The sequence below is a fragment of the Lysinibacillus sp. Y5S-8 genome (assembly GCF_036894365.1).
In the GTDB taxonomy this organism is placed as follows: Bacteria; Bacillota; Bacilli; order Bacillales_A; family Planococcaceae; genus Lysinibacillus; species Lysinibacillus fusiformis_D.
On record NZ_CP145889.1, the window covers coordinates 4,298,358 to 4,323,479 of the forward strand.

The 25,122-nt window shown below is 37.8% G+C and carries 27 protein-coding genes and 1 riboswitch; of the genes, 4 read left to right on the forward strand and 23 right to left on the reverse strand.

Going from position 1 to position 25,122, the window contains the following annotated elements; genetic code table 11:
- Window positions 1-141 precede the first annotated feature (141 nt).
- The 5 genes from V6670_RS20980 to V6670_RS21000 all read right to left on the reverse strand — a co-directional run bounded on the left by V6670_RS20980 (window position 142) and on the right by V6670_RS21000 (window position 4,175).
- Window positions 142-909: a tyrosine-protein phosphatase gene (locus V6670_RS20980; protein WP_141904253.1), complete on the reverse strand. Its 768-nt coding sequence runs from the start codon at window positions 907-909 to the stop codon at window positions 142-144.
- A 142-nt stretch (window positions 910-1,051) separates the two neighbouring features.
- On the reverse strand, window positions 1,052-2,002 hold the full coding sequence (locus V6670_RS20985; RefSeq protein ID WP_141904252.1) for an ABC transporter substrate-binding protein: 951 nt from the start codon (window positions 2,000-2,002) through the stop codon (window positions 1,052-1,054).
- A complete protein-coding gene (locus V6670_RS20990) occupies window positions 1,986-2,543 on the reverse strand; it encodes a hypothetical protein (RefSeq protein WP_338652021.1) in 558 nt (185 codons plus the stop codon). The genes V6670_RS20985 and V6670_RS20990 overlap by 17 nt, the downstream gene beginning before the upstream one ends.
- A gap of 152 nt (window positions 2,544-2,695) precedes the next feature.
- Window positions 2,696-2,896: riboswitch (cobalamin riboswitch) on the reverse strand.
- Between the two features lie 100 nt (window positions 2,897-2,996).
- Window positions 2,997-3,542: a glutathione peroxidase gene (locus V6670_RS20995; protein WP_338652022.1), complete on the reverse strand. Its 546-nt coding sequence runs from the start codon at window positions 3,540-3,542 to the stop codon at window positions 2,997-2,999.
- Between the two features lie 84 nt (window positions 3,543-3,626).
- Entirely contained in the window at window positions 3,627-4,175 is a 549-nt protein-coding gene (locus V6670_RS21000; protein ID WP_036128516.1) for a hypothetical protein, read from the reverse strand.
- Window positions 4,176-4,265: 90 nt separating this feature from the next.
- On the opposite strand from V6670_RS21000, the gene ytvI reads away from it, so the two are divergent.
- Entirely contained in the window at window positions 4,266-5,324 is a 1,059-nt protein-coding gene (gene ytvI / locus V6670_RS21005; RefSeq protein WP_036128518.1) for a sporulation integral membrane protein YtvI, read from the forward strand.
- A gap of 193 nt (window positions 5,325-5,517) precedes the next feature.
- Here the strand turns inward: ytvI and V6670_RS21010 are convergent, their stop codons facing one another.
- Both V6670_RS21010 and V6670_RS21015 read right to left on the reverse strand, forming a co-directional pair.
- A complete protein-coding gene (locus V6670_RS21010) occupies window positions 5,518-6,651 on the reverse strand; it encodes an NlpC/P60 family protein (RefSeq protein WP_338652023.1) in 1,134 nt (377 codons plus the stop codon).
- 345 nt (window positions 6,652-6,996) lie between these two features.
- A complete protein-coding gene (locus V6670_RS21015; RefSeq protein ID WP_338652024.1) occupies window positions 6,997-8,985 on the reverse strand; it encodes an AarF/UbiB family protein in 1,989 nt (662 codons plus the stop codon).
- A 245-nt stretch (window positions 8,986-9,230) separates the two neighbouring features.
- On the opposite strand from V6670_RS21015, the gene V6670_RS21020 reads away from it, so the two are divergent.
- Entirely contained in the window at window positions 9,231-10,925 is a 1,695-nt protein-coding gene (locus V6670_RS21020) for an FAD-dependent oxidoreductase (RefSeq protein WP_338652025.1), read from the forward strand.
- A 174-nt stretch (window positions 10,926-11,099) separates the two neighbouring features.
- Here V6670_RS21020 and V6670_RS21025 read toward each other — a convergent pair whose 3' ends face one another.
- The 11 genes from V6670_RS21025 to hmpA form a co-directional block, all read right to left on the reverse strand.
- Entirely contained in the window at window positions 11,100-12,050 is a 951-nt protein-coding gene (locus V6670_RS21025) for a c-type cytochrome (RefSeq protein WP_141904249.1), read from the reverse strand.
- 226 nt (window positions 12,051-12,276) lie between these two features.
- Window positions 12,277-12,981 (reverse strand): DsbA family oxidoreductase, encoded by a 705-nt coding sequence (locus V6670_RS21030; RefSeq protein ID WP_141904248.1) that lies wholly within the window; start codon window positions 12,979-12,981, stop codon window positions 12,277-12,279.
- A gap of 2 nt (window positions 12,982-12,983) precedes the next feature.
- Window positions 12,984-13,769: a sulfite exporter TauE/SafE family protein gene (locus V6670_RS21035; RefSeq protein WP_141904247.1), complete on the reverse strand. Its 786-nt coding sequence runs from the start codon at window positions 13,767-13,769 to the stop codon at window positions 12,984-12,986.
- Between the two features lie 85 nt (window positions 13,770-13,854).
- A complete protein-coding gene (locus V6670_RS21040; RefSeq protein WP_036128590.1) occupies window positions 13,855-14,082 on the reverse strand; it encodes a sulfurtransferase TusA family protein in 228 nt (75 codons plus the stop codon).
- A gap of 141 nt (window positions 14,083-14,223) precedes the next feature.
- The gene (locus tag V6670_RS21045; protein ID WP_338652026.1) at window positions 14,224-15,351 is read right to left on the reverse strand and encodes an MBL fold metallo-hydrolase; all 1,128 of its coding nucleotides are present in this window, start codon (window positions 15,349-15,351) and stop codon (window positions 14,224-14,226) included.
- A gap of 81 nt (window positions 15,352-15,432) precedes the next feature.
- On the reverse strand, window positions 15,433-15,828 hold the full coding sequence (locus V6670_RS21050; protein ID WP_338652027.1) for a DsrE/DsrF/DrsH-like family protein: 396 nt from the start codon (window positions 15,826-15,828) through the stop codon (window positions 15,433-15,435).
- Between the two features lie 16 nt (window positions 15,829-15,844).
- Window positions 15,845-16,393, reverse strand: coding sequence for a sulfurtransferase TusA family protein (locus V6670_RS21055; protein ID WP_338652028.1), 549 nt, complete (start codon window positions 16,391-16,393; stop codon window positions 15,845-15,847).
- A 63-nt stretch (window positions 16,394-16,456) separates the two neighbouring features.
- Window positions 16,457-16,756, reverse strand: a complete 300-nt coding sequence (locus tag V6670_RS21060; protein ID WP_338652029.1) for a rhodanese-like domain-containing protein — start codon at window positions 16,754-16,756, stop codon at window positions 16,457-16,459.
- Between the two features lie 11 nt (window positions 16,757-16,767).
- Window positions 16,768-17,109 (reverse strand): rhodanese-like domain-containing protein, encoded by a 342-nt coding sequence (locus V6670_RS21065; RefSeq protein ID WP_338652030.1) that lies wholly within the window; start codon window positions 17,107-17,109, stop codon window positions 16,768-16,770.
- 42 nt (window positions 17,110-17,151) lie between these two features.
- A complete protein-coding gene (locus V6670_RS21070; RefSeq protein WP_338652031.1) occupies window positions 17,152-17,412 on the reverse strand; it encodes a metal-sensitive transcriptional regulator in 261 nt (86 codons plus the stop codon).
- A 228-nt stretch (window positions 17,413-17,640) separates the two neighbouring features.
- On the reverse strand, window positions 17,641-18,807 hold the full coding sequence (gene hmpA, locus V6670_RS21075) for an NO-inducible flavohemoprotein (RefSeq protein WP_338652033.1): 1,167 nt from the start codon (window positions 18,805-18,807) through the stop codon (window positions 17,641-17,643).
- Window positions 18,808-18,997: 190 nt separating this feature from the next.
- Between hmpA and V6670_RS21080 the strand changes: the two genes are divergently transcribed.
- Window positions 18,998-19,435 (forward strand): Rrf2 family transcriptional regulator, encoded by a 438-nt coding sequence (locus tag V6670_RS21080; RefSeq protein WP_036128579.1) that lies wholly within the window; start codon window positions 18,998-19,000, stop codon window positions 19,433-19,435.
- Window positions 19,436-19,483: 48 nt separating this feature from the next.
- Here V6670_RS21080 and V6670_RS21085 read toward each other — a convergent pair whose 3' ends face one another.
- The 4 genes from V6670_RS21085 to V6670_RS21100 form a co-directional block, all read right to left on the reverse strand.
- Window positions 19,484-20,464, reverse strand: coding sequence for a GNAT family N-acetyltransferase (locus tag V6670_RS21085; protein ID WP_338652035.1), 981 nt, complete (start codon window positions 20,462-20,464; stop codon window positions 19,484-19,486).
- Between the two features lie 62 nt (window positions 20,465-20,526).
- The gene (locus tag V6670_RS21090) at window positions 20,527-20,904 is read right to left on the reverse strand and encodes a VOC family protein (protein WP_036128583.1); all 378 of its coding nucleotides are present in this window, start codon (window positions 20,902-20,904) and stop codon (window positions 20,527-20,529) included.
- Complete coding sequence (locus tag V6670_RS21095) at window positions 20,905-21,339, reverse strand: DUF1801 domain-containing protein (RefSeq protein WP_338652036.1); 435 nt, start codon at window positions 21,337-21,339, stop codon at window positions 20,905-20,907.
- Window positions 21,340-21,713: 374 nt separating this feature from the next.
- The gene (locus tag V6670_RS21100) at window positions 21,714-22,208 is read right to left on the reverse strand and encodes a DUF1648 domain-containing protein (protein WP_036128585.1); all 495 of its coding nucleotides are present in this window, start codon (window positions 22,206-22,208) and stop codon (window positions 21,714-21,716) included.
- Window positions 22,209-22,519: 311 nt separating this feature from the next.
- On the opposite strand from V6670_RS21100, the gene V6670_RS21105 reads away from it, so the two are divergent.
- Complete coding sequence (locus V6670_RS21105; RefSeq protein WP_036128588.1) at window positions 22,520-24,214, forward strand: methyl-accepting chemotaxis protein; 1,695 nt, start codon at window positions 22,520-22,522, stop codon at window positions 24,212-24,214.
- A 68-nt stretch (window positions 24,215-24,282) separates the two neighbouring features.
- Here the strand turns inward: V6670_RS21105 and V6670_RS21110 are convergent, their stop codons facing one another.
- Window positions 24,283-25,035, reverse strand: coding sequence for an HAD-IIB family hydrolase (locus tag V6670_RS21110; protein ID WP_338652037.1), 753 nt, complete (start codon window positions 25,033-25,035; stop codon window positions 24,283-24,285).
- Window positions 25,036-25,122 lie beyond the last annotated feature (87 nt).

Consider the following 25,122-nt stretch of genomic DNA (forward strand, 5'->3'; position numbering starts at 1 on the left):
CAATACTTTCACTTCTCCTATATTTTTCTTAAAAATCTATTGTATCTTATCATAAATTTTCAGACTGTAAAGAGGTTTATAGGAAGACAGCGCTTCCACATAAAAAATCCCTCTCACACAGTTATGTGAAAGGGGTCATTGTTATGTTAAGCAGTAGGCTTGCAATTGCTCTCGTCTAGCAATAGTTAGGCCAAACTCCTGCTCTAAAAACTTAGTCTTTGAGCCATAATGGTAATCCATAGCATCCAATGCTGCTTGTAAATAGTCTTCTCGAGCAGACATTAATGCATAAAATTGCTGTAATTCTTGCTCATTATATTGATGTTGAATAGCCTGTGCCATTCTTTCTACCATTGGACGTAAATGGATATTCGTATTTAAATAGTCTTCCATAATCGTCTCCTCAGGTACATCTAAGGCTAGCAAAATAAGAGCTCCCCCTATACCTGTGCGATCCTTACCAACTGCACAATGGTGGACAAGACCCAAATTGTCAGGATTTTGTATGGTTTTCATTAACTCTTTAAAGGAAGGATTATTAAACGGCATCTGTGCATAAAAATCTCGGAACATTTCGGGGCTTACTGCTTTATAAAAATCTCTACCACCAGCATTTGTAGGCATTTCAAATGTATGATTCCCCTTCGCTGGTATTTGAATATATTGAGCGTGCGAGAACACAGGGTTAGGATTATGGTGTGCCTCATTATGATCACGATAATCAAAAATGGTTTTAATCCCTAATGTTTCAAATAGCTCTTTATCCGCCAGCGTCATTTTCCCAAGAGCCGCTGAGCGGTAAAATAAACCGTTCTTTACAATGCGCCCATCCCTTGTCCTATATCCCCCCATATCTCGAAAATTATAAACTGCCTCAAATGGAATTATCTTTGTCTCTAACTGTTCCAATTACTACACCTCCTAAAATTATCGAGCATTCTTACTTTTATTTTATAGAACTAACTCAATTAATTCCAATTTTCACACTAGGAAATAACAACCCACATAAAAATGGCTAGCTGTCAGTATACAGCTAGCCTTGAATGGTTTCTTATTTAAATAACTCTGGATAGACAGCCTTTGCTACTAGTTCTACGGCTTCCCCAATACGTGGGCCAGGTCGATTAGAGATATCTGTATCAAGAGTCTGTACTGCTTTATTTTGAACTGCTGTCACTGTGTTCCATCCATCACGTGCAAGTATTTCCCCTATTGGATCTTCTGTGTAGCTTACTGTCGTTAAAATAACATCTGGGTTTTTCACTATGACATCTTCCTCAGAAACTTGTGCCCAGCTGCTCAAGTCAGAAAAAATATTTTTAACATTGGCTGCATCTAGTATTTCTTGCTGGAAAGTACCAGAGCCTGCTGTATAAATATCTGGCTTAGGACTAACTTCTAAATAAACATTTTTCGGTGCTTTTACTTCCTTCACCTTTGTTTTAACGTCAGCTAATTTCGCTTTAATCTCTTCGTTTACTTCATTTCCTTTATCTGCAACACCCATTACAGCTGCAATCTGTTCGATGTCACCATAAACATCATCGAATGTAGCTGCTGATTTAATAACAAACACTTTGATTCCAGCATCTTCAAGTGATTTCATTGCATCCTTATCACCAATCGTATAAGCTATAACAACATCTGGCTTCAACGCTATGATTCGTTCACTGTTAAAATTCACAGAATCAGAAACCCGTTCAATTTTCTGTGCTTCCTCTGGGTAAGTATCGTACTCAGTTGCTCCTACGATTTTATCACCAACACCTAGAGCAAACAAAATTTCTGTATTACTTGGTTGCAATGATACAACTGTTTTTGGTACTTCTTTAAACTCTATTTCTACACCGCGATCATCTGTCACTTTGTAGTTTGTTTGCTCTGTTTGTTGTGTATCCTGTAAAGCGTCTTTATTTTTAGTATCTACTGAAGTACCACAACCTGCTAAAATCATTGCAAGGAAGAGTACTGTTAGCCATTGAACATTAAATAATTTCTTCATTATTATTCTCCTTTTTCTTTTTCATCGGATATGATTTACTAATAAATGGTATTTCAGCTATCCCTGCTTGTTGATTCATAAAGACAGCCATAACGAAGCACACATTGGCTAATAGGCCTAAATAATCAAAAAGAATAGCTGGAACCTCTCGTTCCTCCGATACTTTGTGTAATGTACGATATGATTTTTTGGCTTCACTACGGCAAAGATGTAGAGCAGCAGCAGCCTCCGTACCTTGAGGTAAGACAAAGTTTTGTATCTCTTCCTTCACATGACGAACATAAAAATCATAGCGCTCACTTAACCAAGCAAGATCCTCTTCTGTTACAGCTAGTTTTCCACGAACCGAGCCATTGACATGGTAGGCCATAGGTAAAATAACCATTAAATCTTCTACAACAGCTTGTACATCCTCTTTCTTAACTGCAGCTAAAGCAACTCCCAAATGCGTAGTCAGACTGTCTGTTCGAATCTCAAAATCAACCGTCGAAGCTTTCTCACGCATAAATGGATAACAAGAATAACGTGCATCTTTTTTCACTTGCGATCCCCCCACTTTCCATTATGAAAATTCTTGCATAAAAAAACGCCGCTCCTTTACGCAAAGGAACGACGAAAATAACATAATAATGGCCAAATTAACATGACATAGCCTATGTATTTGCCGTATATCCTCCTAGCTTCCGAGAAGTTTTTATACGTTCAAACAAAGGTCGGTCTCCTGGCTTGTACAGTTCATTACATAAAAAACGAATGTGTGATAAAGTACCTTCCCATCTCTTTTGAGACAGTGGCAAACCTTTATACTAGCTGTACTTACAGTTGCGGAAACAGCTTCGGTTTTTCACCGAATTCCCGATTATGCTTGTTAGCACCTTTTATTCTGCAAGAATAATTCACTTGTAAAGCAGTTTATCATATATTAATAGGAAAAAATAGCTGTGCTTTGAATGGATCGTCACTATTTCTAAAGAATAAGATAAACAAAACTGTTTTATAGTATAGTTTCAATTGCCTGTTCAATATCAAGTTGTGAATCTGTTGGTTCAAAGCGTGCAACGGTCTTGCCGTTAGCATCTACTAAAAACTTTGTAAAGTTCCAGCGAATATTACGACCATCTAAAAAGTTTGGGGCAAGTTGAACAATTGCTTCAGCAAGCATTTTTTCCTGCATGCTCGCCTTGCCAAACTTTCGAAAATCTACTTCATGTTTTAAATAATTGAATAATGGGTGGGTAGTCTCTCCATTTACTTGTACAAGCTCAAAAATCGGGAAGGTAACTCCATAATTCACTTTACAAAGATGCGTAGTTTCCTCGCCATCTTCAGGATTTTGATGACCAAATTGATCGCAAGGAAATCCTAGAACGACAAAATTATCTTTCCCATATTTATCATACATTTTTTGTAAGTCATCAAATTGATATGTAAATCGGCATTGATTCGCCGTGTTGACAATTAGCATCGTTTTTCCACGATAAGTTTCCATCGATAAAATTTCACCATTAGGTTTTCGTACTAAATAATTATAAATGCTCATGTCCTAGCCCCTTTTATTTTTTCATTTATTATAGTTGACTATTCAATAATTTACCAAATAATTTGCACAAAAAACACCATCTCGTTACGTTGAACGGATGGCTGACTTATACTTCTGCTTAGATTTAACGTCCTGCTCTTCATTAATTAAACGATGGGCAATGTCTAATAACTTTATGTCACTTGTCTCGTCATATAGCTTTTTAAAAGATACAATAATATCATGGCGAATGTGAGTCGGATGCTTCTCATCTAAACAAGTTTGAAATCTCTTTGCTAAATAAGACACCACTAAGTCACTTTGTACTTGACCTGCTAGCCCAATTTTCCAAATAGCTTGTAATGCATTTCTAGCTGTAACGGATCGTTCATCATAAGTCACAGCCCAAATCTTTAAAAAATCCTCCAATACCCTTTCTTCTGGGTCACTTTTTGCGGCTAAGGCGCATAAAATTTGTGCAGCACGTGCACGTGCATGACCATCTTTGTATGTAAGTGCTTGTACAAGCTGTTCCCAGACTGCATATGTCCAATCTACGGGTTCCTGCAGAATTTTTATTAGTTCCTCGTAAGATTCAATATCGCGGTCATGCTCTGTTAGATTATTAAAAAGTTGCAAAATCTCTTTCTCCATAATTTATCCCTACCTTTATTGTTTCAGAACGTAATAAAATTTGATTTATGGTACACTTAACTTAATTTTTTTCTCAAAGAAGGTGAGTTTATGAATAAATTTAATGCTAGGAAAATGATTTTCCGATTGATTGTGATTCTTTCTCTACTTGTAGCTGCCTATTTTGTAATCCCTGTATCCATGCCTATAATACTTGCTGGTGTCAGTGCATTTTTCTTAGAACCCATTGTTATGTTCTTTAAAAGGCGATGGAAAATGTCAAGGAAAATTGTAGTTGCTTTTATATACATAGTGAGTGTTATTGTTATCTCTATTATTTGCTATATATCCATTACACAAATTATGTCGCAAATAATTATATTGTCAAAGCAAGCTCCCTATTATATTTCCAAGCTATCAGATATGTGGCTTCATATGCAAGAAAATATTTCTAAATACACAGAGGACTTTCCACCTGAAGTAAGTGCTTCGCTTCAAAAAACCACTATGGATTTCATAAAGAAAGTTGAAGAATCCTTTTTAAGCTTCTTTAATTATAACAAAGTTTCAGCATTCTTTTCAGAGATTCCAAGCCTATTTATCAGTCTTCTCGTTTATATGATTGCTTTATTCCTATTTATGCTTGATTTGCCCAAATTAAAGGAAATCACTTATAAATATTTAAAGCCTAACACAGCAAAGAAAATAAAAATCATCTTAAATCGTTTAAAAGATGCAACATTCGGTTATATGAAGGCACACTTATTTGTAAGCTTTATCATAGGTGGCGTCACACTTATTGGATTACTATTAATCCAACCGAAATATGCAGTTACGATGACCATTATTATTTGGTTAATAGATATCGTTCCTTTCCTAGGGTCCATTATTATATTAGCCCCATGGGGACTATACCATCTATTAATGGGAAACACAGCTATCGCTGTAAAATTATTCATCTTAGCTGCTATTTTACTTATTATTCGTCGTGTCGTCGAGCCTAAACTAATGGGCGACCACATTGGCTTATCCACTTTACCAACATTAATTGCCATGTTCATCGGTCTACAGTTATTTGGTATCATCGGTTTACTCGTTGGCCCATTTGTTATCATTTTCTTTATTGCCTTAAAAGAGACAGGTGTCATTAAGCTAAATTTTAAAATTTAATGCAAAGTCATTACGCTTCGAGCTTACCTCTAATGCTCCTCTTAAGCACTGGAAATGCAAAATAAGTGTTCATCTCTCCTCGACAAAGGAGGTAGATGAACACTAAAGCAAAATAAAAAAGGTCATCTTTGTATATTTTTTCTCTACAAAGATGACCTTTTCATCATGTCAATCGTCTATTAAATATAGAGGCTTATTGAATACGACCAAAGCCTACTAAGTATTGATTCCACCAATCAAGTGATTCAATTACGATACCATTGTTTTGAGCATCGATCATTGTGTTGTTCCCTAAGTAAATGCCTACGTGAGCTACACCAGAACCATAGCTGAAGAATACTAAGTCTCCAACACGTGCTTCACTTGCTGAGATACGTTGAGTTACTAAATACTGCTGGGATGCTGTACGTGGTAAAGAAACACCTGCTTGTTTGTATGACCACTGTACAAGACCTGAACAGTCAAAGCCTGTCGATGGGTTACTACCACCCCAGACATATGGACGTCCTAGGAATTGTTTAGCTGTTGAAATAGCATCTCCTGAAGAAGCCGTACCAGCTCCTGAGCCCATAACAATTTTTTGTGGCACGCCGCCATCATTATTTTGAGTTGCTTGTACAACTGGAGTTGCTGCTTGTAGCGCACGTAAACGGGCTGCTTCTTCCTCAGCTGCTTTACGCTCTGCCTCTAAACGTTCTTCTTCTTGTTTCGTTGCAATTTGAGCTTTTAATGCAAGTGATTTCGCTTCATTTTCAGCCTTTTTCACTTCCATTTCGCTTTCCTTTTGTTGAAGCTCTTGGAACTGCTTTTGAAGCTCTTTTTGTTTTTCATCTAATGTAGCTTTTTGTTGCTCTAAGCTTGCTTTATCTGCTTCCTGTTGATCTACCAATTCTTGGTCAGCATCCATTAATGTTTTGACCGCTACGACACGATCCATTAAATCGGCAAAGCTTTTTGCTTCAAGAACGACATTTAAATAAACGCCTACAGTATTATCTTGTGCTTGGTATGCAGCCATACGCTCACTTAAAATTTTAGAACGTTGCTCGATACGTTTTTGTGTTTCAACAATACTAGCATCCACTTCTTTAATATCAGCTTGCACCTGTTTAAATACTTTCACCTTTGCGTCGATCTCTTGTTGTAACTTCTGTAGTTCTTCTTGTAATTTTTTAACTTGTGCATCAATTTCAGCCTTTTTCTCAATCATTTGTTGAGAAGTTTCTTCGGCATGTACTTCTGTTGGTTGAATTGTATTAAATAATAAGCCGCCAGCTAGTGCTAATGCTAGCACCATCGACTTACGCCATTTATTGCGCTTACCCACTGATCTTCATTCCCCTTCATTTGTCAATTTCGCTCTAGATATTCTTATGTAATCACTTGAACGATTCTATTTTAATCAAATGTTCTTATATTTATTTTAGCCTTTTAAAGTTTAGCATTTTCGGCATAACTTTTATACTATTTCATGTCTATTTAATACATTAGTAAAACTCGAAATATTTCTGTAATATTTGCAAGAAAACTACTTTATTCTACAAAACGCCACTTTATTCTGCCTATCGCTACTATTAGCTGATTCGACATTAGACCTACGCATCACTTTGTAATGTTTTTGTAATATTTTATTCAAATATTTCAATGAAAAAGGTAGGGAATCAATCCCTACCTACTGCTTCATCGATCTCAGCGCTTGTATAGATAATCTCACTAACAAAATTGCACATAAAAATAAGCCTAAATAGGCGGCTGTGTTTAAATATACCGCATACGAATCATGAATAAATTGTGAGATAGCTAAAAGAGCAACAGATATAATGCCAAATGTTATCCCTACTAGAAGCAGTACAAATCGAGAAAATAGATTTGTGATAAAACGTGCATTATGTTCATCTGAGAATATATCATGATGTAAAATGATTTTCCCACTTTCAACACGTTGAATGAGTTGATCTACCCTTCTTGGCATTTTTCGCAAAGTGGGAATCAGCATGGATAGTTCTTCTTGCAGTCGCTCTTTTGTTGCCATCGGTTCTTTAAATGGCTTTAGGAAAGACGCACGCATATATGTAGCAGAAAAATCCTTTGCCTCTGTAAATATATCGAAACGTTGATCAATGACCCGTAATGTGCCATCTAGCGTCACCAAGGACCGGAGAGCCAATCCTACAGCAGGATAAAATGCAAGTCCAAAATCTCTTACCACTGTAAAGAGCGCATGGATCAATTCTTCAGTTGGTATACGATCAACATAGGAGATTTTCAATAAAATTTGATCGATGGCCTGCTCCATTCTTGCGCGTTCTGCATGATCAGCATTTTCCACTAATAATGTTAAGCCATCATATAACACGCTTGAATCATTAAGCTGAATGCCCATCAAAAATAGCTTTAAGCCTTCTTGCTGTGTAGCTCCTAATCGTCCAACGGCTCCAAAATCGAGCAAAACGGGTGTGCCATCCGATTCATCAATATGAATATTACCTGGATGTGGGTCTGCATGAAAAATACCTGAGAATAGCATTTGCTCAAAAAAAGAATACAATACCGTTTTGGCAAAGTGCCTACGATCAATAGATAAACGTTTGAATTCTGATGCCCCATCCGCCACACTTTGTCCACGAATATATTCCATCACAATGATATTCTCATTACTATACGCTGTATAAATTTTAGGAATTCGTACCTTATAATCACTTTTGGCTAGCGCATTCTTCACCTGTAATGTGTTACGCACTTCAATATCTAAATGAATTTCCTCACGTAGTCCATCGGCAAACCCACCCGCTAACTCCCGAAAGCCTAATGACTCTGCCCAAGTCGATTTTGTTGAAAGCCAATTAGCAAATTCCTCTAAAATTTCAAGATCATCACGCATAATCCCTTTTACTTCTGGGCGCAATAGCTTGACGACAACCTCTTCATAATTTTTGAGTCGTGCCTTATGCACTTGGCCAATTGACGCTGCTGCAATGGGCTCCATTTGAAAATGACTAAAGATCTCATCCATAGGTTGTGGAAGTGAACCCTCTAAAATTTGTGTAACTTGCTCTGCTGGTAAAGGCTTCACACTATGTTGCAATCTTGCTAACTCATCAATAAAAATAGGTGAAAATAATTCTTTACGTGTGGAGAGGACCTGTCCAAATTTAATAAAAATCCCACCACACTGCTCTAAAGTTGCTCGTAGTGCAATCGCAAGCTCTTTTTCATTTTCCCGCTGCCTTGCATATTTAATTGTTTGCACAACACCGTTTGTAACAGCAATTTTTAATACCTGTCGCAAACGTTTCTGCTGTCGCCAATAGCTTCGCAGACGTAATAGCAAGGACTTTTGACCGTTACGACGATCTCCAGCCGTAATACCGCTTGGATCAAATAACTCAAAAACCAAATAAAGCAACATCGAGATAAGTAGCATACTACCAATCCAAATAAGTGTGCTAACCTCTGTCACTGTCTGCATCATCGTTTCAGACAAAAAATCTGTATGGCGTAAATAAGAATACCAGTAAACAAAAGAAGTTAGTGTCACACTAATGACGACCGATAGCACTCTGCGAACAAAATTAATATTTGAACCAATTAATCGTCCGCTCACAATATAAATCAAACCCGATACAATGAGGATTTGAATTAAAAATTTCAAAAAAATCAACAGTGTCACCCCCTGTGTCATTTCCAATTCCTACTACCGCTAGTATAGCAAATTTATGCCCTAACTTTCTTTTACAAGGAATATCTCTGAAATTTTGTACTATGTACTGCTTGATAATATACCCTTATAGGTATATTATTGATTTGTAGTATTCATTCTATATAAATAATCAATCACTAGAAATTAAATCCTTATTTAAAAGCATCCAAATACCCTAATATGTATTTTGAAAAGGAGTGTTTACATTGAGTAAAAAATTTATAGTAGTTGGTGGCGTTGCAGGCGGTGCGTCTACAGCGGCACGTATACGTCGTCTCGATGAAAAAGCAGAAATTATCATGTTTGAGAAAGGCCCGAATGTTTCTTTCTCTAATTGTTCCCTACCATTCCATTTGAGCGGGATTGTTGAAAATAGCGATAAATTGATTTTAATGACACCTCAAGCCTTTCAAACAAAATACAATATTGAAGCTCGCGTTCAGCAAGAAGTTATACGCATTAACCGCGCGCAAAAAACTGTCACGATTACGGATTTGAAAACTGGTGCTGATTATGAGGAAAGTTACGATACGTTAGTTCTGTCGCCTGGTGCAAGTCCTATCGTTCCAAACTTAGAAGGTATTCATTCTGAACATGTCTTTACTATTCGAAATGTGGTGGATATTGACCGTTTAAACCGTTATCTACAAACGGGTAATGTGCAAGATATTGCTGTAATTGGCGGAGGCTTCATTGGTGTAGAGGTAGCAGAAAATCTAAAGCTTGCAGGCTTTAATGTATCACTAGTCGAATTTGGTCAACAAATTATGGCACCGTTCGATTATGACATGGCTCAAATATTGCACAAGGAAATGGCTGACAAAGGGGTTCAAGTCATTGTGAACGACGGCCTCGCGCAAGTTGTACCCGAATATGTGGTATTAAATTCAGGCAAGCAATTAAAAGCACAAGCAGTTGTATTAGCCATTGGCGTTCGCCCTGAAACCAAATTAGCTAAAGAAGCTGGCCTAGCTATTGGTGAACTAGGGGGTATCCGAATGGACGCTAATTATGTGACATCTGACCCTTCCATCTATGCTGTAGGAGATGCTATTGAAGTATTCCATCAGCTTACTCATAAACAAACGCGTCTAGCTTTAGCTGGTCCTGCTCAACGACAAGCACGTACCGCAGCTAACCATATGTATAGTATCCCACAGCATAACAAAGGGGTTATTGGTTCTTCGAGCGTACAAATTTTCGACCTTGTATGTGCTTCAACAGGTTTGAACGAAAAAACAGCTCTAGCAAATGGCTTTCAAGCAAAAAGTGTTTATTTAATTGCACCAGACAAAGTAGGATTAATGCCAAATAGTAATCCGCTTCACTTTAAACTCATTTACGAAACACCAACTGGGAAGGTTCTTGGTGCACAGGCGATTGGTAAAGGGAATGCTGATAAACGAATAGACGTTATAGCCACTCTCATCACAATGGGCGGTACTTTAGAAGATTTAAAGGAACTAGAATTATCCTATTCTCCAATGTTTAACACTGCACGTGATATTGTAAATTTGGCAGCACTTGTAGCACAAAACCAATTACACGGGAACTTCAAACAAATAAAAGTGGATGAAGTTAGGCCACTCATTGAAAAGCAAGCCTTTTTCTTAGATGTGCGTGAAAAGAATGAATTCGAATCTGGTCATCTCATTGGCGCCCATCATATACCTTTAAGCGAACTTCGAGAACGAATGGATGAGATACCAAAGGATCAGCCTGTTTATGTACATTGCCGATCTGGTCAACGAAGCTATAATGCGGTCATGACTCTACAAAATAATGGCTATTCTAATGTCATGAATGTCAGTGGATCATTCCTTGGTATTTGCTTATATGAATACTTTACAGATATAACAACTAACAGGGAAAAAATTGTAACTACCTATAACTTTAACTAATCTAAAAGAGGTTGGGACATAACTAAATGGTTCCTTCCTAAAGCCGAATGAACTCTAAATTAACAAAACATGATAAATAGAAAAACCGAACTATTTCGAAACACTTCATGAGCGTTTCATTGGATAGTTCGGTTTTTTGTTGGCTAAAAACACTTTTGTCCCAGCCTCTTGTTGTTAATTTGTTGACAGTACTTTTTCCCAATCAATCGTACCGTTTTTAATTTGTTCACGTTTTTCTTTATCCATAATGTCATTTGGACGTCCGCCTTTTGGCCAGTCTTTATCATGGTTTGCCCACTCTGGACGATCTTGCGATAAAATAAAGGCAGCTAAATCAGAAGCTTCCTGGTCAGTTAAAGTACCCGCCGTACCTATCGGCATATTATTTTGAATATAACCTGCCATCTTCGACATACGCGCCATGCCAGCTCCATCATTAAAGGAATTTTCTCCCCATAACGCTGGACCAGTATTGGCATCAGTACCAGAGCCGTCAGCAGCATGACAAGCAATACAAGACTGTGCATAAAGCTCCTCGCCATCAGCAACATTTGGAATCGGAACATTCTTCATATCACTAGTGCCTGCCCATTCACGTTTTGCACCGATAGGTACACCTTCAGAAATATAAGCAAAATACGCCACCATAGCCTCTAGCTCATCACTATTCATTTCAAATTTTTTACCATTCATACTACGAACCATACAACCATTAATACGTTCTTCAATCGTAACTATACTACCTGAGCGTCCGATATATTGTGGATAATTTGCCATTACTCCCACTAACGACGATGTTTGCTCATCATAGCCTGCACCTGCGTGGCAACTTGTGCAAGATAATTGGTTTCCTACATATTCATCTGCCGCTACATGCGTGTTATTGACAAGCTCATAACCGTATAAGATCGCCTCTTTCATAGGTCCATCTGGTACTTCTTCAATACTTGGCGGAGCATAGACCACTGACTGAGCAGCTGCTGTTGTTGGTAATTGCGTCTGCACTGTCGCTTCTTGCTCGCCAACATTCGAATCAACTGATATTTTATCGCTGACAATTGTTCCAACAAAAATTGCGCCTGCTAACAGTACTGTCCCTGCTACTCCTGCTACTATAGGTTTCATCTATAATACCCCCCTTTGTATCCTCTCTTATATTTTAGCAACATAGCAATTAATTGGATGTGATTTTTCTCACATCTCCTTAAAATAGCACCGTTAAGATGATAAAAATGGATATATTATACATTTATTTTTGTTCTATAACACAAAAAACTAGACTTAATACCTCTTGTAGTATATTGCTCATTCTGAATAAAAAATGTCGAGCACCCAAGTACTCGACACTTTTTTATAGTTTACATACACCATCATTACAGGCAGCTCCATCATTTCCCACCAACTTTATCGTCGGTTGGTTTCCTGCTAATGCTGCCGCCTGATGTAAAGTTCGCACAAACACTTCATTTGGCTCTGCCCCTTTAATGCCATAACGGTTTTCAAACACGAAGAACGGGACACTTTGCACACCAAGTTGCTGTGCATCATAACGATCTCGATCTAAGGCCTCGCTAAAATCATTCGTTGCTAAAATAACCTTTGCCTCTTCTATATCTAAATCTAATTGTGCTATCACTTTTAATAAAAAAGCATCTTCGTTGACATCTTCTCCAGCTGTAAAATACCCTGCCATGAGAGCTTCAGTATAAGCCGCCGCCTTGTCAAACTGCTGAGTCCACTTCGCTAAACGATGAGCCTTTTCTGTATGAGCTGTTGTCATCTTATCAAAATCATAATGCAATCCAATCTCTGCTGCTCTCACGGAGATGCCCTTCGTCATGTCTTTCGCAGCTTCTAGCGAGATATCATATTTTTTAGCCATCCCCTCGTAAAAAGAGGGGGCATTCACTTTCGGCGTATCTGGCCCTATTTGGTATGCTTTATATTCTATTTCTACTTGCTCTGTATAGCCTGCAACATCAATAGCACGCTCCAATTCACGCTTACCAATATAACAAAATGGACATGTGAAATCAGAAAAAACTTCAATTTTCATCGCTACACTCCCCCTATTATATCCGCCCAAATTTTAATAGCCGTTGCAACGATCAGCACCGCTAAAATGACTTGTAACACTTTTGTATTCAATTTTTCCCCCGCTCTTGCACCAAGAGGAGCCGCTAGCAGACTAGCTACAATTAAGATGGAAGCTGGATAATATTCAACTTGTCCCGTTATTAATTTTCCAATGGTGCCTCCTATTGAAGAAAGGAAAGTAACGGCAAGGCTTGTCGCTATGGTCATACGTGTTGGAATTCCCAAGACAACTAGCATAATCGGTACTAATAAAAAGCCACCTGCTGCCCCCACAATTCCTGAACCAATACCAACAATCCAGGCCAAAATAATCGCTAGCGGTTTACGAAATGTCACTTCCTCCATCGGCTTATCATCAATTTGCTTTTTCGGGATAAACATCATGACAGCTGCAATCAATGCCAGGATACCATAGACAATGTTAATGCCTGATTCTGATAAGAACTTTGAACCGAAGCTCCCTACAAAGCTACCGATTAAAATAGCACTACCCATGTAGATAATAAGTGTTTTATTTAAATACCCACCTTTCCGATATACCCATACACCAGCAAAGGAAGCAAAAAGCACTTGAATTGCGCTAATTCCTGAAACTTCATGCGCTGAGAAAGCCACAAAGCCTAATAATGACGGAACATACAGTAGCATTGGGAAATTAATAATAGCACCACCAATGCCGAGCATCCCCGAAACAAACGAACCGACAAAACCAATCAAAAATATGGTAAAAACCCATGTAATATCCATTTATTTTTCCTTCTTTCTAGCTCCCATCTATCAAGATAAAGAGAAAGAAGGTTGTGCTAAGTTAATAGACAACCCTCAATAAGCTCTATGCTTTCTGAATTAAAAATGTAATGACACCAGCAACCTCGGATTGATCTAAAATCACATGCCCTCCCGCTTTAGCCCAAGCAGGAATATCCGCTAAAGCTCCTTTATCTGTTACTTGAACTTCTAAGATTTCCCCCGTAACTAATGTATCCATTGCCTTCTTTGTTTTCACAATAGGCATCGGACATGACAAGCCTTTTGCATCTAGTTGTAAATTTGACATCATAGTAATCTCCTTTGATCCGACAAAGGGTGTAAGCGATTTTGCCGGTTCCACTTTATTAACTTCAGGAAGGAAGAGTGCCTTCCTTTCACGGAATTTACACGCTACAAGCATGCATGCGTACTCATTGCACTTTAGCATACACTATCGGACAGCACAGCGATTTGGTCCAATTTCCATTTCTGTCTGTTCATCTGGTGCAGGTGTTATTTTCCCCATATTTACCTGACGAATCTCTTGATATGCATTTGGCTGTGGAGGTAACTGATCCGTGACAACACGTCTAAATTCCTCGTCACTTTGAATATTTAAACCATGGTTCTGCGCCAATAACTCTCCTAATCGTTTCGCAACCGTTCCATCTGCATTAAGCTCATCAATAATCATGAAATGTGCTGGTAGCACTATTAATTCTTCAGGCAATTTGCGATAACGCTTATAAAGTGTTTCTCGTAAATCTCCAACCCAGTCTTCAGCAAGTCCAGCTAAATCAGGTCGACCAATTGAATCAATAAATAAAATATCACCCGTTAATAAATAGCTGCCGTCGATGACAAAAGATGTAGAGCCAATTGTATGACCAGGTGAATAGATAGCACCTACATCTATTTTAGAAGCACCGATTTGAACAGTGGCTCCATCAACTAGAGGTGTATAGGGAAAGACAACCTCTTCAGCATCTTTTGGTGGTAAGTAGTAAGCTGCACCAGTTTCTTCTGCTATATGGCGCCCACCTGAAATATGGTCGGCATGTAAATGTGTATCAAAAACATATTTAATTGTAACGTTCTTCTGTTCAGCGAAGCTTGTAAATACATCTGTAAATCTCACAGCATCAATAATAGCTGCCTCACCTTCAGAAATAACCATATATGAAAGGCAGCCCTTTCCTAAACGGACGAATTGATACAGCTCTCCACCACCTGTTAAATTACCAACTTTAATCGGCTCTAAATATTCACTCCAAGATTTCATGCCTCCTGCTAAATAGGCAACATCACGCCCTACCTCAGACAACATTTCAGCAACCATCAATGATGAGCCTTCTTTGGCACAGACAACTAATACTGTTTGTTCAGCTGGAATTTTAGGTAAAATATCTTCAATCCCATCTAACAACTCAAAGTACGGGATATTTAGGTACTCAAATCGATGTCCCTCCATTTTCCAATCTTCAAATGCCTCTGCATTACGAACATCTAAAATAAACAGCGCTTCATTGTTAATGACCTTTTTAGCAACTTGTGATGCACTCCACTTTTGAATAGACATACGTTTTACCCCCATAGGTATGATTTCAATGTTTTTTATAGCGGAGAGCTATAGTCACTCTCCACTCTCAGGAACAAATTACTAGAAAGTTAGTGATGGCGCTGCATCTTTGGCAAACTCAAGGAAAGTTACAGCTCCACCTACTTCAATACCGTCAATAAAATCATCTGTTGATAAACCCATGACATCCATAGTCATTTGACAAGCAAGAAATTTCACCCCTAGTTCTTGTGCCATTTCCACCAGTTGTGGGATGGTTGGTACATTTGCTTTTGAAAAACCTTTTGCATAATGCTCCGCGCCAGCAGGCATCGGTAGTACATGCATCCCTTGTTTATGAATGAGATTCAGCCCTTCAAACGTAAAGAAGATGGCTACCTCCTTCTCAGAAGCTGCACCAGCCGTTGCGATATTAAACACTTTATATGCATCAAATAAACCACCATTACTTGCAATGATTGCTACCTTGTTTGACATCTTAAATCCCTCCTAATTAAATGCTTTTTGTTAAATTGCCCGTCCAGGATGTCATCCCTGGCAAGACATTAAATACCTTTGTAAAACCATGTGAAGCGAGCTTTTGTGCAGCCATATCACTGCGTGTTCCTGTACGACAGATGACATAAATCTCCTGCTCTTTATCAAGCTCCGTAAGACGTGTCACTAGTTCACCCATCGGAATAGATTTTGCTCCCTCAATATGTCCGAAAGCGAATTCTGCCTCCTCACGTACATCAAGAATCAATCCCTCACGATTGGTAATCTGCTCTAGATCAATTGTTTGACCAAATGTCATCTCTACTATTTGTTCATTTGTACATTTGCGAATATAATGCTTTAGCACACCGTCTGTCTCTAACGTACCAATGTATTGATGACCGACCGTTTCAGCCCATGCAGCAATATCCGCTTTTGATCCTTTATCTGTCGCAGAAACTTCTAAAATTTGACCATCCAGTAAATCAGCCATCGCCTTCTTCGTTTTCACTATCGGCATTGGACAAGATAGTCCTTTAGCATCTAGCTGAAAATCAGACTTCATACACCTAACAACCTCCATATACCTGCACGGGTATTATTTTTACTAAAAAAATATAGCTATGCTCTATATTTTTACCGCTCCCTCCCAAGCAAGCATACCACCAGCCATGTTGGATACAATAAAGCCATTACTTTCTAGTATTTGAGTAGCACGACCACTACGTCCACCTGATCGACAAACCATAATATACGGCTCATTCTTATTTAATTCATGTAGTCGAAACTCTAATAATCCGAGCGGGATATGAATAACACCTGGAATGTGACCAGTCTCTACCTCATCTACCTCCCGTACATCAATAAGATTCATCTTGCTTCCCTGCTCCATAGCTTGTTGAACTTCTTTTGCTGTAATTTCCTTCATTTTTCCTCCTCCTAGTATGCACTCATTCCGCCACGAACATTGGTAACATGCTCAAAGCCTTGTTTTTTTAGTTTCTTACAAGCCTGACTACTTCGCATTCCACTTTGACAAATGACAATAATTTCTTTGTCCTTTGGTAGTTTGTCAAAGCTTGATCCAAGCGGAACATTTTTAAATTGCGGAATGTTACGTCCCTTATACTCAGCTGGTGTACGCACATCAATAAATACCTTATCTTTATCATGAAGCATATTTTTTAATTGTGCAGCAGAAATTGAATGAATACCTTTAGTAGGCTTCATTCGCCAAATGAAAAATGCTGCGATAAGCGCAATAACAATCCATGTTTCCATGTGATCGCCCTCCCTCTGTATACATTTAGGGGTATATCAAAGCTATCGACTTTTCACAACTAAATCCATTGCCTCTTGAATAGCGAAATTCACTTTTTCTGTATCACCTTCAGCTGTAGATACACAATCCAATAAATTTTCACTAACTATAACACCTATCGTCTTATCAACCGCAGAACGTACGGCAGATAGCTGAGTTATCACATCCTTACAGTTTTGACCGTCTTCCATCATACGTAAAATACCTCGTAATTGGCCTTCCATACGTTTCACACGATTTGCTGTGTTAGAACCATAAGCCATGCTGTTTGCGCCCCCTCCATAACGATTGATTGAACTTGCTTACGTGATTTATGATATACCCCTTAAGGTATATTGTCAACGGGAAAGTCCCTACTTTTTTTCATAGTTTCGCTCTTTCCATCATACCGCTTCACTCATCTCTTTTCAGATTTAATCCATCTCTCAGGATTGTCCCGCAAAAAATCCCTGTTACGAGTTGTAACTCATAACAGGGACCTACACATTATATTATTTAGCTAATTGCATGGCTGGCCCGAAGAATTCATAGTGAATTTTTTCATCTTTCACGCCAATTTCCTGTAAGTTTTTAATAACAGCTTCCATAAAGCCTACAGGCCCACATACATAAACATCTGCATTATTAGCAACTTTTTCTGCTAATAACTCTTTTGTAATAAGCTTATCTTCTTCAGAGAATAAAGCTGTATAGGATGCATTCGGTAGTACCTTTACTTTCTCCTGAATGTCATCGCTGAATGCTACGACTTTCTCATTACGAGCACATTGGATAAAGTTTACTTCATTCACTGTATCATCATGTAAAGATTGCAACATACTGTTTAAAGGTGTTACACCGATACCACCACTTACAAATGTAATTGGTGCAGCCGTTTCTTCTAAAACAAATAACCCAGCTGGAGCACTTACATCAACTAAATCTCCTACTTGTAGGTCATCATGAATATAGTTTGAAACTTTACCATTTGGCGTATGATCGCTTTCTCGTTTTACAGAAATACGATAGCCGTCTTCTGCATTCGCTTGTGAAAGTGTGTATTGACGGTTCATCAAATACTCTTCGCCTGGCACTTTCACACGGATGCTAATATATTGACCCGGTTCATAAGCTGGTAGTGGTGAGCCATCTTCATTGACAAAGTAAACGGATGTAACTAAGTCACTTTCAACAACTTTCTTCGCCACTTTTAATGGTTTAAATAAACGCCATCCACCGTTATTCTCAGTTTTCTGGTATAACTCTTCTTCTACTTGAATGAAAATATCTGCTATAACGCCATATGCCTCAGCCCATGCATTAATAATGTCATCGGTTGCTGCGTCACCAAGTACTTCCTTAATAGCTTTTAATAAGTTTTCCCCAACGATTGGGTAATGTTCAGGTAAAATACCTAAACTACGGTGTTTATGTGCTATAAGCATTACTGCCGGTAAAATTGCTTCTAAATTTTCAATATGAACTGCAGCAGCATAAACAGTGTTGGCTAATGCTGTTTGCTGACGACCTTGTTCTTGGTTCGTGTGATTAAAAATATTTAATAATTCTGGATGAGCTTGAAACATATTTTTGTAAAACGTCTTCGTGATCTCTACACCGTGAACTTCTAATACAGGTACTGTTGCTTTAATAATTTGAATTGTTTCTTGTTTTAACATATCGCTTACCATCCTTTCGTGATTACAATATAACGCTTTCATTTTCTTAAAGCAATATTTTAAATACATCTTTAACAAAATGGACATAATTAATGTATTTTAAATACATCTTTAAAAATGGTTTGAAAATATTATACTTCAATGTAAAAATGCTATAATTATTTTGAATAATAGAAAGTAGGGTGTTCTGATGCGCTTAACTTTATACACAGACTATTCTCTGCGTACTCTTATTTATCTAGGTGCGAAGGAAGATGGTCAATTATCAACTATTCAAGAGATTTCAGATGCTTATAATATATCGAAAAACCATTTAATGAAGGTGACACATCAGCTTGGATTATTAGGGTATATCGAAACGATTCGTGGACGTGGTGGTGGCATTCGCTTAGCCATCGATCCAAAAACCATTACCATCGGTGAAATTGTTCGTCATACAGAAGAAGATTTTCATCTTGTAGAATGTTTCGATAAAGAAAATAATCTATGTAAAATAGCCCCAGAATGTCAACTGAAAGGTGTTCTGTATGAAGCTTTACAAGCCTATTTGAACGTATTAGATCGCTATACATTAGACGATTTCTTACATTCCAAAGAAAAGTTAATGGCTCTTCTGCTTGGGAAATAAAAATACCCGCTCAACCTTTGTTGAACGGGTATTTCTTTATGAAGATACTTATAATGTCTTTGAAAAGAAAATCATATCTAATGCGCGAATGCCGTTTTCATAAATAGGCTCCGGATAATGGCGGAAGAAATCTTTTTCAATAGCCTCCATGCGAAAGCCTGCTTTTTGATAAAAGGCAATATTATCAATACTTGAATTGGCTGTTCCAACAAGCACTGTTTGATAGCCTTCCTTCTGGCATATTTCAGTGAGTTGTCGTAATACCTCTTTGCCCATTCCCTTCCCTTGGTACTTTGGCACAATAGCAATATTCTTCAATTCGATCGTTGTATCAGATTGCGGAATGACTAACGCCACCCCCACCAGCAGCTCTCCACACTTAATTTCAAATAAAGTGCCTTTATCTAAGTATTCTCGAACTACCATTTCACTTTCATCAGCTAGCATTAATTGTGGTAAAAAATCTTCACGATTGCCATCTACCTTCTGTAGGGATATTCGATAGCGGACAAAATCTTCACGTTCAAAGACATTTAACACACACGGTTGTTTTTCCTTCACCTCCAACCATGAATGCTCCTCTGGATATTTACTTTCCACCCCTAAGCGAATAAAAGGCAGTTTTTCTTGTGCTTTTTGTGATCGGATATTTACCTTACGAGCCCCAGCAAAAACCCGTGCTAGTCCTAGCTCGAAAAATGCAATGTCTAAGATAGCTGTTTTGGCTTCAAGATTATAGTCCTTCCCCCAAAATTGGTGACCTAGCCAAGAGCCAATATGACAGCTCTTTTTATCATGATCTATAAACATTAAGGATGTTACACCAATCAGTTGCCCTTCCTCATTCAAAACTACACGAGGAACCGTCTTCCCCTCTTCCTCGTCCACACATTCACGTTTGATAAAATTAATGGTATCTTCTACCTTACCAGCAGGTAACCCGAGAGCATCTCGCACCTGCGGCATAGAAGATAACTCATGCATCGCCTCAGCATATTTAATATCATGCTTCACTAAAGTTACCGCCATCCTCAATTCCCCTTTTACTACTATTTTTTTGTTTTCTTTTCATTATTTATATTCCTAATTCATCAATCATACGATAGTTGCCAGGACATGCCGAAACGATCTTGAATCCATGCAAACTGTTTAGAAAAACCATAATGATTAAGTGGCATTAACGCTTGGCCGCCTTCTAGCATTTGGGCAACAAAACGGTTTATTTCCTCCTCCGAATCACACTCTATAAAGACTGATGTTGATGGAGTAAACGTAAACTCGTGTTGAATGGCACTATCATTCACCAGCAATTTTAATCCCTTTAAATGGAGGACTGCCATTGCTACCTGTTGTGAATTATCCATATACGCTAAGCTAACAACTTCTAAATCTGGAAACCACTGCTTATATTGTTCAATCGCCTCATTGGCCTGCCCTTGAAACATTAAAAATGGAGTCGCGCTTTTCATCTATTTTTTCACTCCTTTATAATGTGAAATCCATTGCGTAGGGGTTATTTTTGACACAAGCTCACCGATTAAATCAAATGGAATATTTTTCGCATTTGTAAATCGAATACAGCTTTTCCCCATATTTAATTTTGTGGGCACTCGCTTTGCATACTCCTCTTGGAACCAAGAAAGCAATGCTGGATCTGCATAAATACCCATGTGGTAGAGTGCAATATGACGCTTCTGTGCAGCAAGGCTAATAAAAGGTAATGGCGTATTCGGTGTCACATGGTAGCCCTCAGGATAGGATGTTAATGGTACCACATAACTGACCATTCCATATTGCATTGTTTGTTCAAATCCATCTGGTACATTCGTTCCTACGACAGCAACAAGCTCACTAAAAGCATCACGCCATTTTTCTTCGACTTGCTCCATATATACACTTTTCATATTTTGCCTCACTTTTATCATGTAGTTTACTACCTTCACTCCTAGCATGGTCCTCTTTAACACTTTTTGTAAATAATTTACCATCTTATCACTAGAGAACACAAATGAAATAATTCGATTAAATGGGGCTTTACCATAACTTCTAACTAACAAATCACGAGGTTTATTGATTATAACAACTGCTAATTATGCCTTCAGTTTAAATTCCTTTTGCCTAGCTTTAACACCATTTTACTGTACCTGTATCTCCTTTTTGGCAGCTAATAATGTGCTGATACATTTTCATCTTAGTTTTGTTAGTATACTGAATTATTGAAAACTTGGGTATAAAAAATAAACGCCTGAAAAATTTCAAGCGTTTACGTTATTACCTATTATTTTATTTTTGCAGTCGCAATTATCCCTTTAATGATCGGAATAGCAGTTCCTAATAGGATGACAGGTAAGACCCACCAACCTAACGAATTTGTTTCACCAAGACCAATACGAACCATTTGGAATGATATAAATGCGAAGAAAATAAGACAGAGGTTTTTCACTTCATTTAGTATTTTTCTGCTATTTAAATAGAATGCTTCTACATTGTTTTCATTCAAGCGTGCTGGATAGTTATGCATATGTGGGGCTCTTTCTAGTAGTCCCATGACAATCCATAAAAATAAACCAATGAATGGAAGAATAAATAACTCTACCTTTGAGCCCCATCGATCTACCTCGCCTACACCATTAAAGTGCGCAGGAATTTCATTAGGCAATTCGAACCATGCAAATATAATATAGATGATGGATACAACAAATATACCTCCGCCAATATAATTCCATATTTTCTCTGATTTTGTTTTGGGTAATTTTAAAATTGGTCTATACATTTCCTTCACCTCTGTTCATTTCCATTACTCCTTCTACGTAACTACTATAAATAAAGTTTCAAAATTTATGAAAATTGGCTTAATATTCAATAGATATCATTAATCATCTCTATTATTATTAATATTTTATCTATAAAATCTCCTTTTTTTATCACATCACATATAAATTGATATTATCTTCAAACTATTAATTACAGTAAAAATACTCATAATACTTTGTAAAATCCGTATAATCTGATATAAATGATATATATACATATTTCATTATTTTGTAACATTTCTACTAATTACTGAGAAAGGACATTTCAACTATGCGATTTACTATCTACAAGAAATTATTACTCGGTTTTTTTATAGTGATTTTAGTGCTTGTTACGACAATTGGTTTAAATATAAAACAGCTAGATTCTGTGAACAAGACCTATCGTACATTACTGGAGGAACAAACAACTAAATCAATCAGTATTCAGGAATTACGAGTTATTGCAAAACAAGAAATTGTTAGTATGCGTGGCTATTTACTGCTTGGAGACAAGCAAAATTATCAAAGCAATCAAGACTCTCGCGAGGAATTTAAGCAAAAATCTGAAGAGCTGATGGCCACTTTAGATTCTGATGAATCAATAAAATTCTTAGAGGCTATTAACAAAAGTGAGCAAAGTGTCCAACAATTCGCTGACCGTATGTTTGCGTTAAAGGCTGAAGGAGAAACTGAAAAGTATGAAAAACTTGATAGTACCCAAGGACGCCTAATCATTAAACAGTTTGATGAACGCGTTGAAAACCTTTCAAATTATCAAAGTGACTATATTGATAAAAAAATGGCTGCTACATCAAAACAAATTCAAGATATTAAACTCCAAATGCTTCTACTTGGGGTCTTTGCTGTTGTCATAAGTCTGATAATTGCAATGGTTGTAGGAAGCCTAATGTCCCGCCCTATTAACGGCATGGCTAAAGCTGCTAAAAAAATAGCGGAAGGCGACTTAACAGCCGAACAAATTCGTATTAAAAACCGTGATGAGGTGGGTGACTTAGCCCTTGCCTTTAATCAAATGGCTGCAAATTTAAAGGATTTAATTACAAATGTACGTCAAAACACAGTGCAAGTTAGTGGCTCTGCTGCTGAGTTAACAGCAAGTGCAGACCAAACTATACAGGCTACAGAACAAATCACTTCTTCTATTCAAGAGGTTGCTAGTGGCTCTGAAGCCCAAGGAAAAAATGCCTCAGAAAGCTCTGAAGCGATGAAAAATATGACAAAGGGCATACAGCAATTAGCTTCTACGACGGCTGCGGTTTCTGAACTGGCAATCGAAACGAATTCAGAAGCTAAGAAAGGCAATGATTCATTACATCGTGTCATTTCTCAGATGACAACAATTAATACAGCCGTCTTAGAGTCGGCAAGTGTTGTGAAAAATTTAGATGAACATTCTATTGAAATTGGCAATATTATTGGGATTATTACGGATATTGCTGAACAAACAAATTTATTAGCACTTAATGCTGCAATTGAAGCAGCTCGTGCAGGCGATCATGGGCGTGGTTTTGCCGTTGTTGCTGATGAAGTGAAAAAGTTAGCAGAGCAATCGAAAAAATCCGCGGAGCAAATTGCTACTTTAATTTCTGAAATTCAGCAAGATACAAACCGTGCTGTGACCGTGATGGATACTGGTACGCAAGAGGTTCAAATTGGTATGAAAGTTGTAAAAGTAGCAGAAGAAGGCTTCTCTAAAATTGTCGAGCTTATTGAACAAGTTTCCATGCAAATCCAAGAAGCTACAACCGTGTCGGAGGAGATGTCATCTAGTGCAGAGCAAATTTATGCTTCCTTTGATGAAATAGCAACGATTGCACAAATGTCCTCATCTAATTTACAAAATGTCGCTTCTGCCTCAGAAGAACAATTGGCTACTATTGAAGAAGTGGCAGCTTCAGCAGCTACCCTTTCAAATATGGCAGAAGAGCTTCACACGCAAGTTTCTCGTTTTAAATTAGATTAAATAAAAGTTGCTCATTTTCTGAAGGTGTATTGCCTCTAGAAAATGAGCAGTTTTTTAGTTATATATTTCTATGTACTGTACTTTACACTTAGCATAAGAAGCATTTCAATGACGGCAGCTTCCTCGCTAGGAACTTGTAATGTAGCCATGTCACGTACCTGATGCTCTCCTACACAGACACTTTCCTTCGCCTTCAAAAACATAGAAGCATCATTTGCATCATTTCCAAAAGCAATAAACTCCCCTGCAGCAACACCCAATTTAGATAAGCCGTTCCATTTATCAATACCATTAGGGCTTATATCCACAATATTTTCTGAAGCATGCTCATACAGGCTCACTGGAAGCCTTTGTAGTTCAGACAATACAGCTTCTCGCTGCTCCCCTGGAAATAACACTACCTTTACAATGTCATGAATATCCTGCAATGCTACTTTTTTTGCCGCTTTTAAAGGATCTAGATTTCGATAAATTGGATGATCCTCACTTCCTGTATAAGCATAATCCCAATGACTATCTACTAGATATGGTAATTGAAAAGCGGTAATAATCTGCCGAATACTCTCCACTATTTTTGAAGGAAAAGCTGTCACCTCAATTGTTTCTCCATCACGAGCAACAAATGCCCCGTTACCACCTACCATTGGATATGCTCTCATTGGTTCTGGTAATACCGGTAATAGATCACGTATTGGTCTTGCAGAGGCAAACATCACTTCATGTCCATGCCGTCTACACGCTTCTATAGCATTGATGATTCCTTCACTTAACGGTTTCCCTTTAAAACAAATAGTCCCATCTAAATCAAAGATAAATTTCATGGTGTTTCCTTCCTTTCATGGTGTTCAATTACTCCATTATTATCTCACAGAAATTACTATTTTTAGTGGTTTTCTATACATTTCACT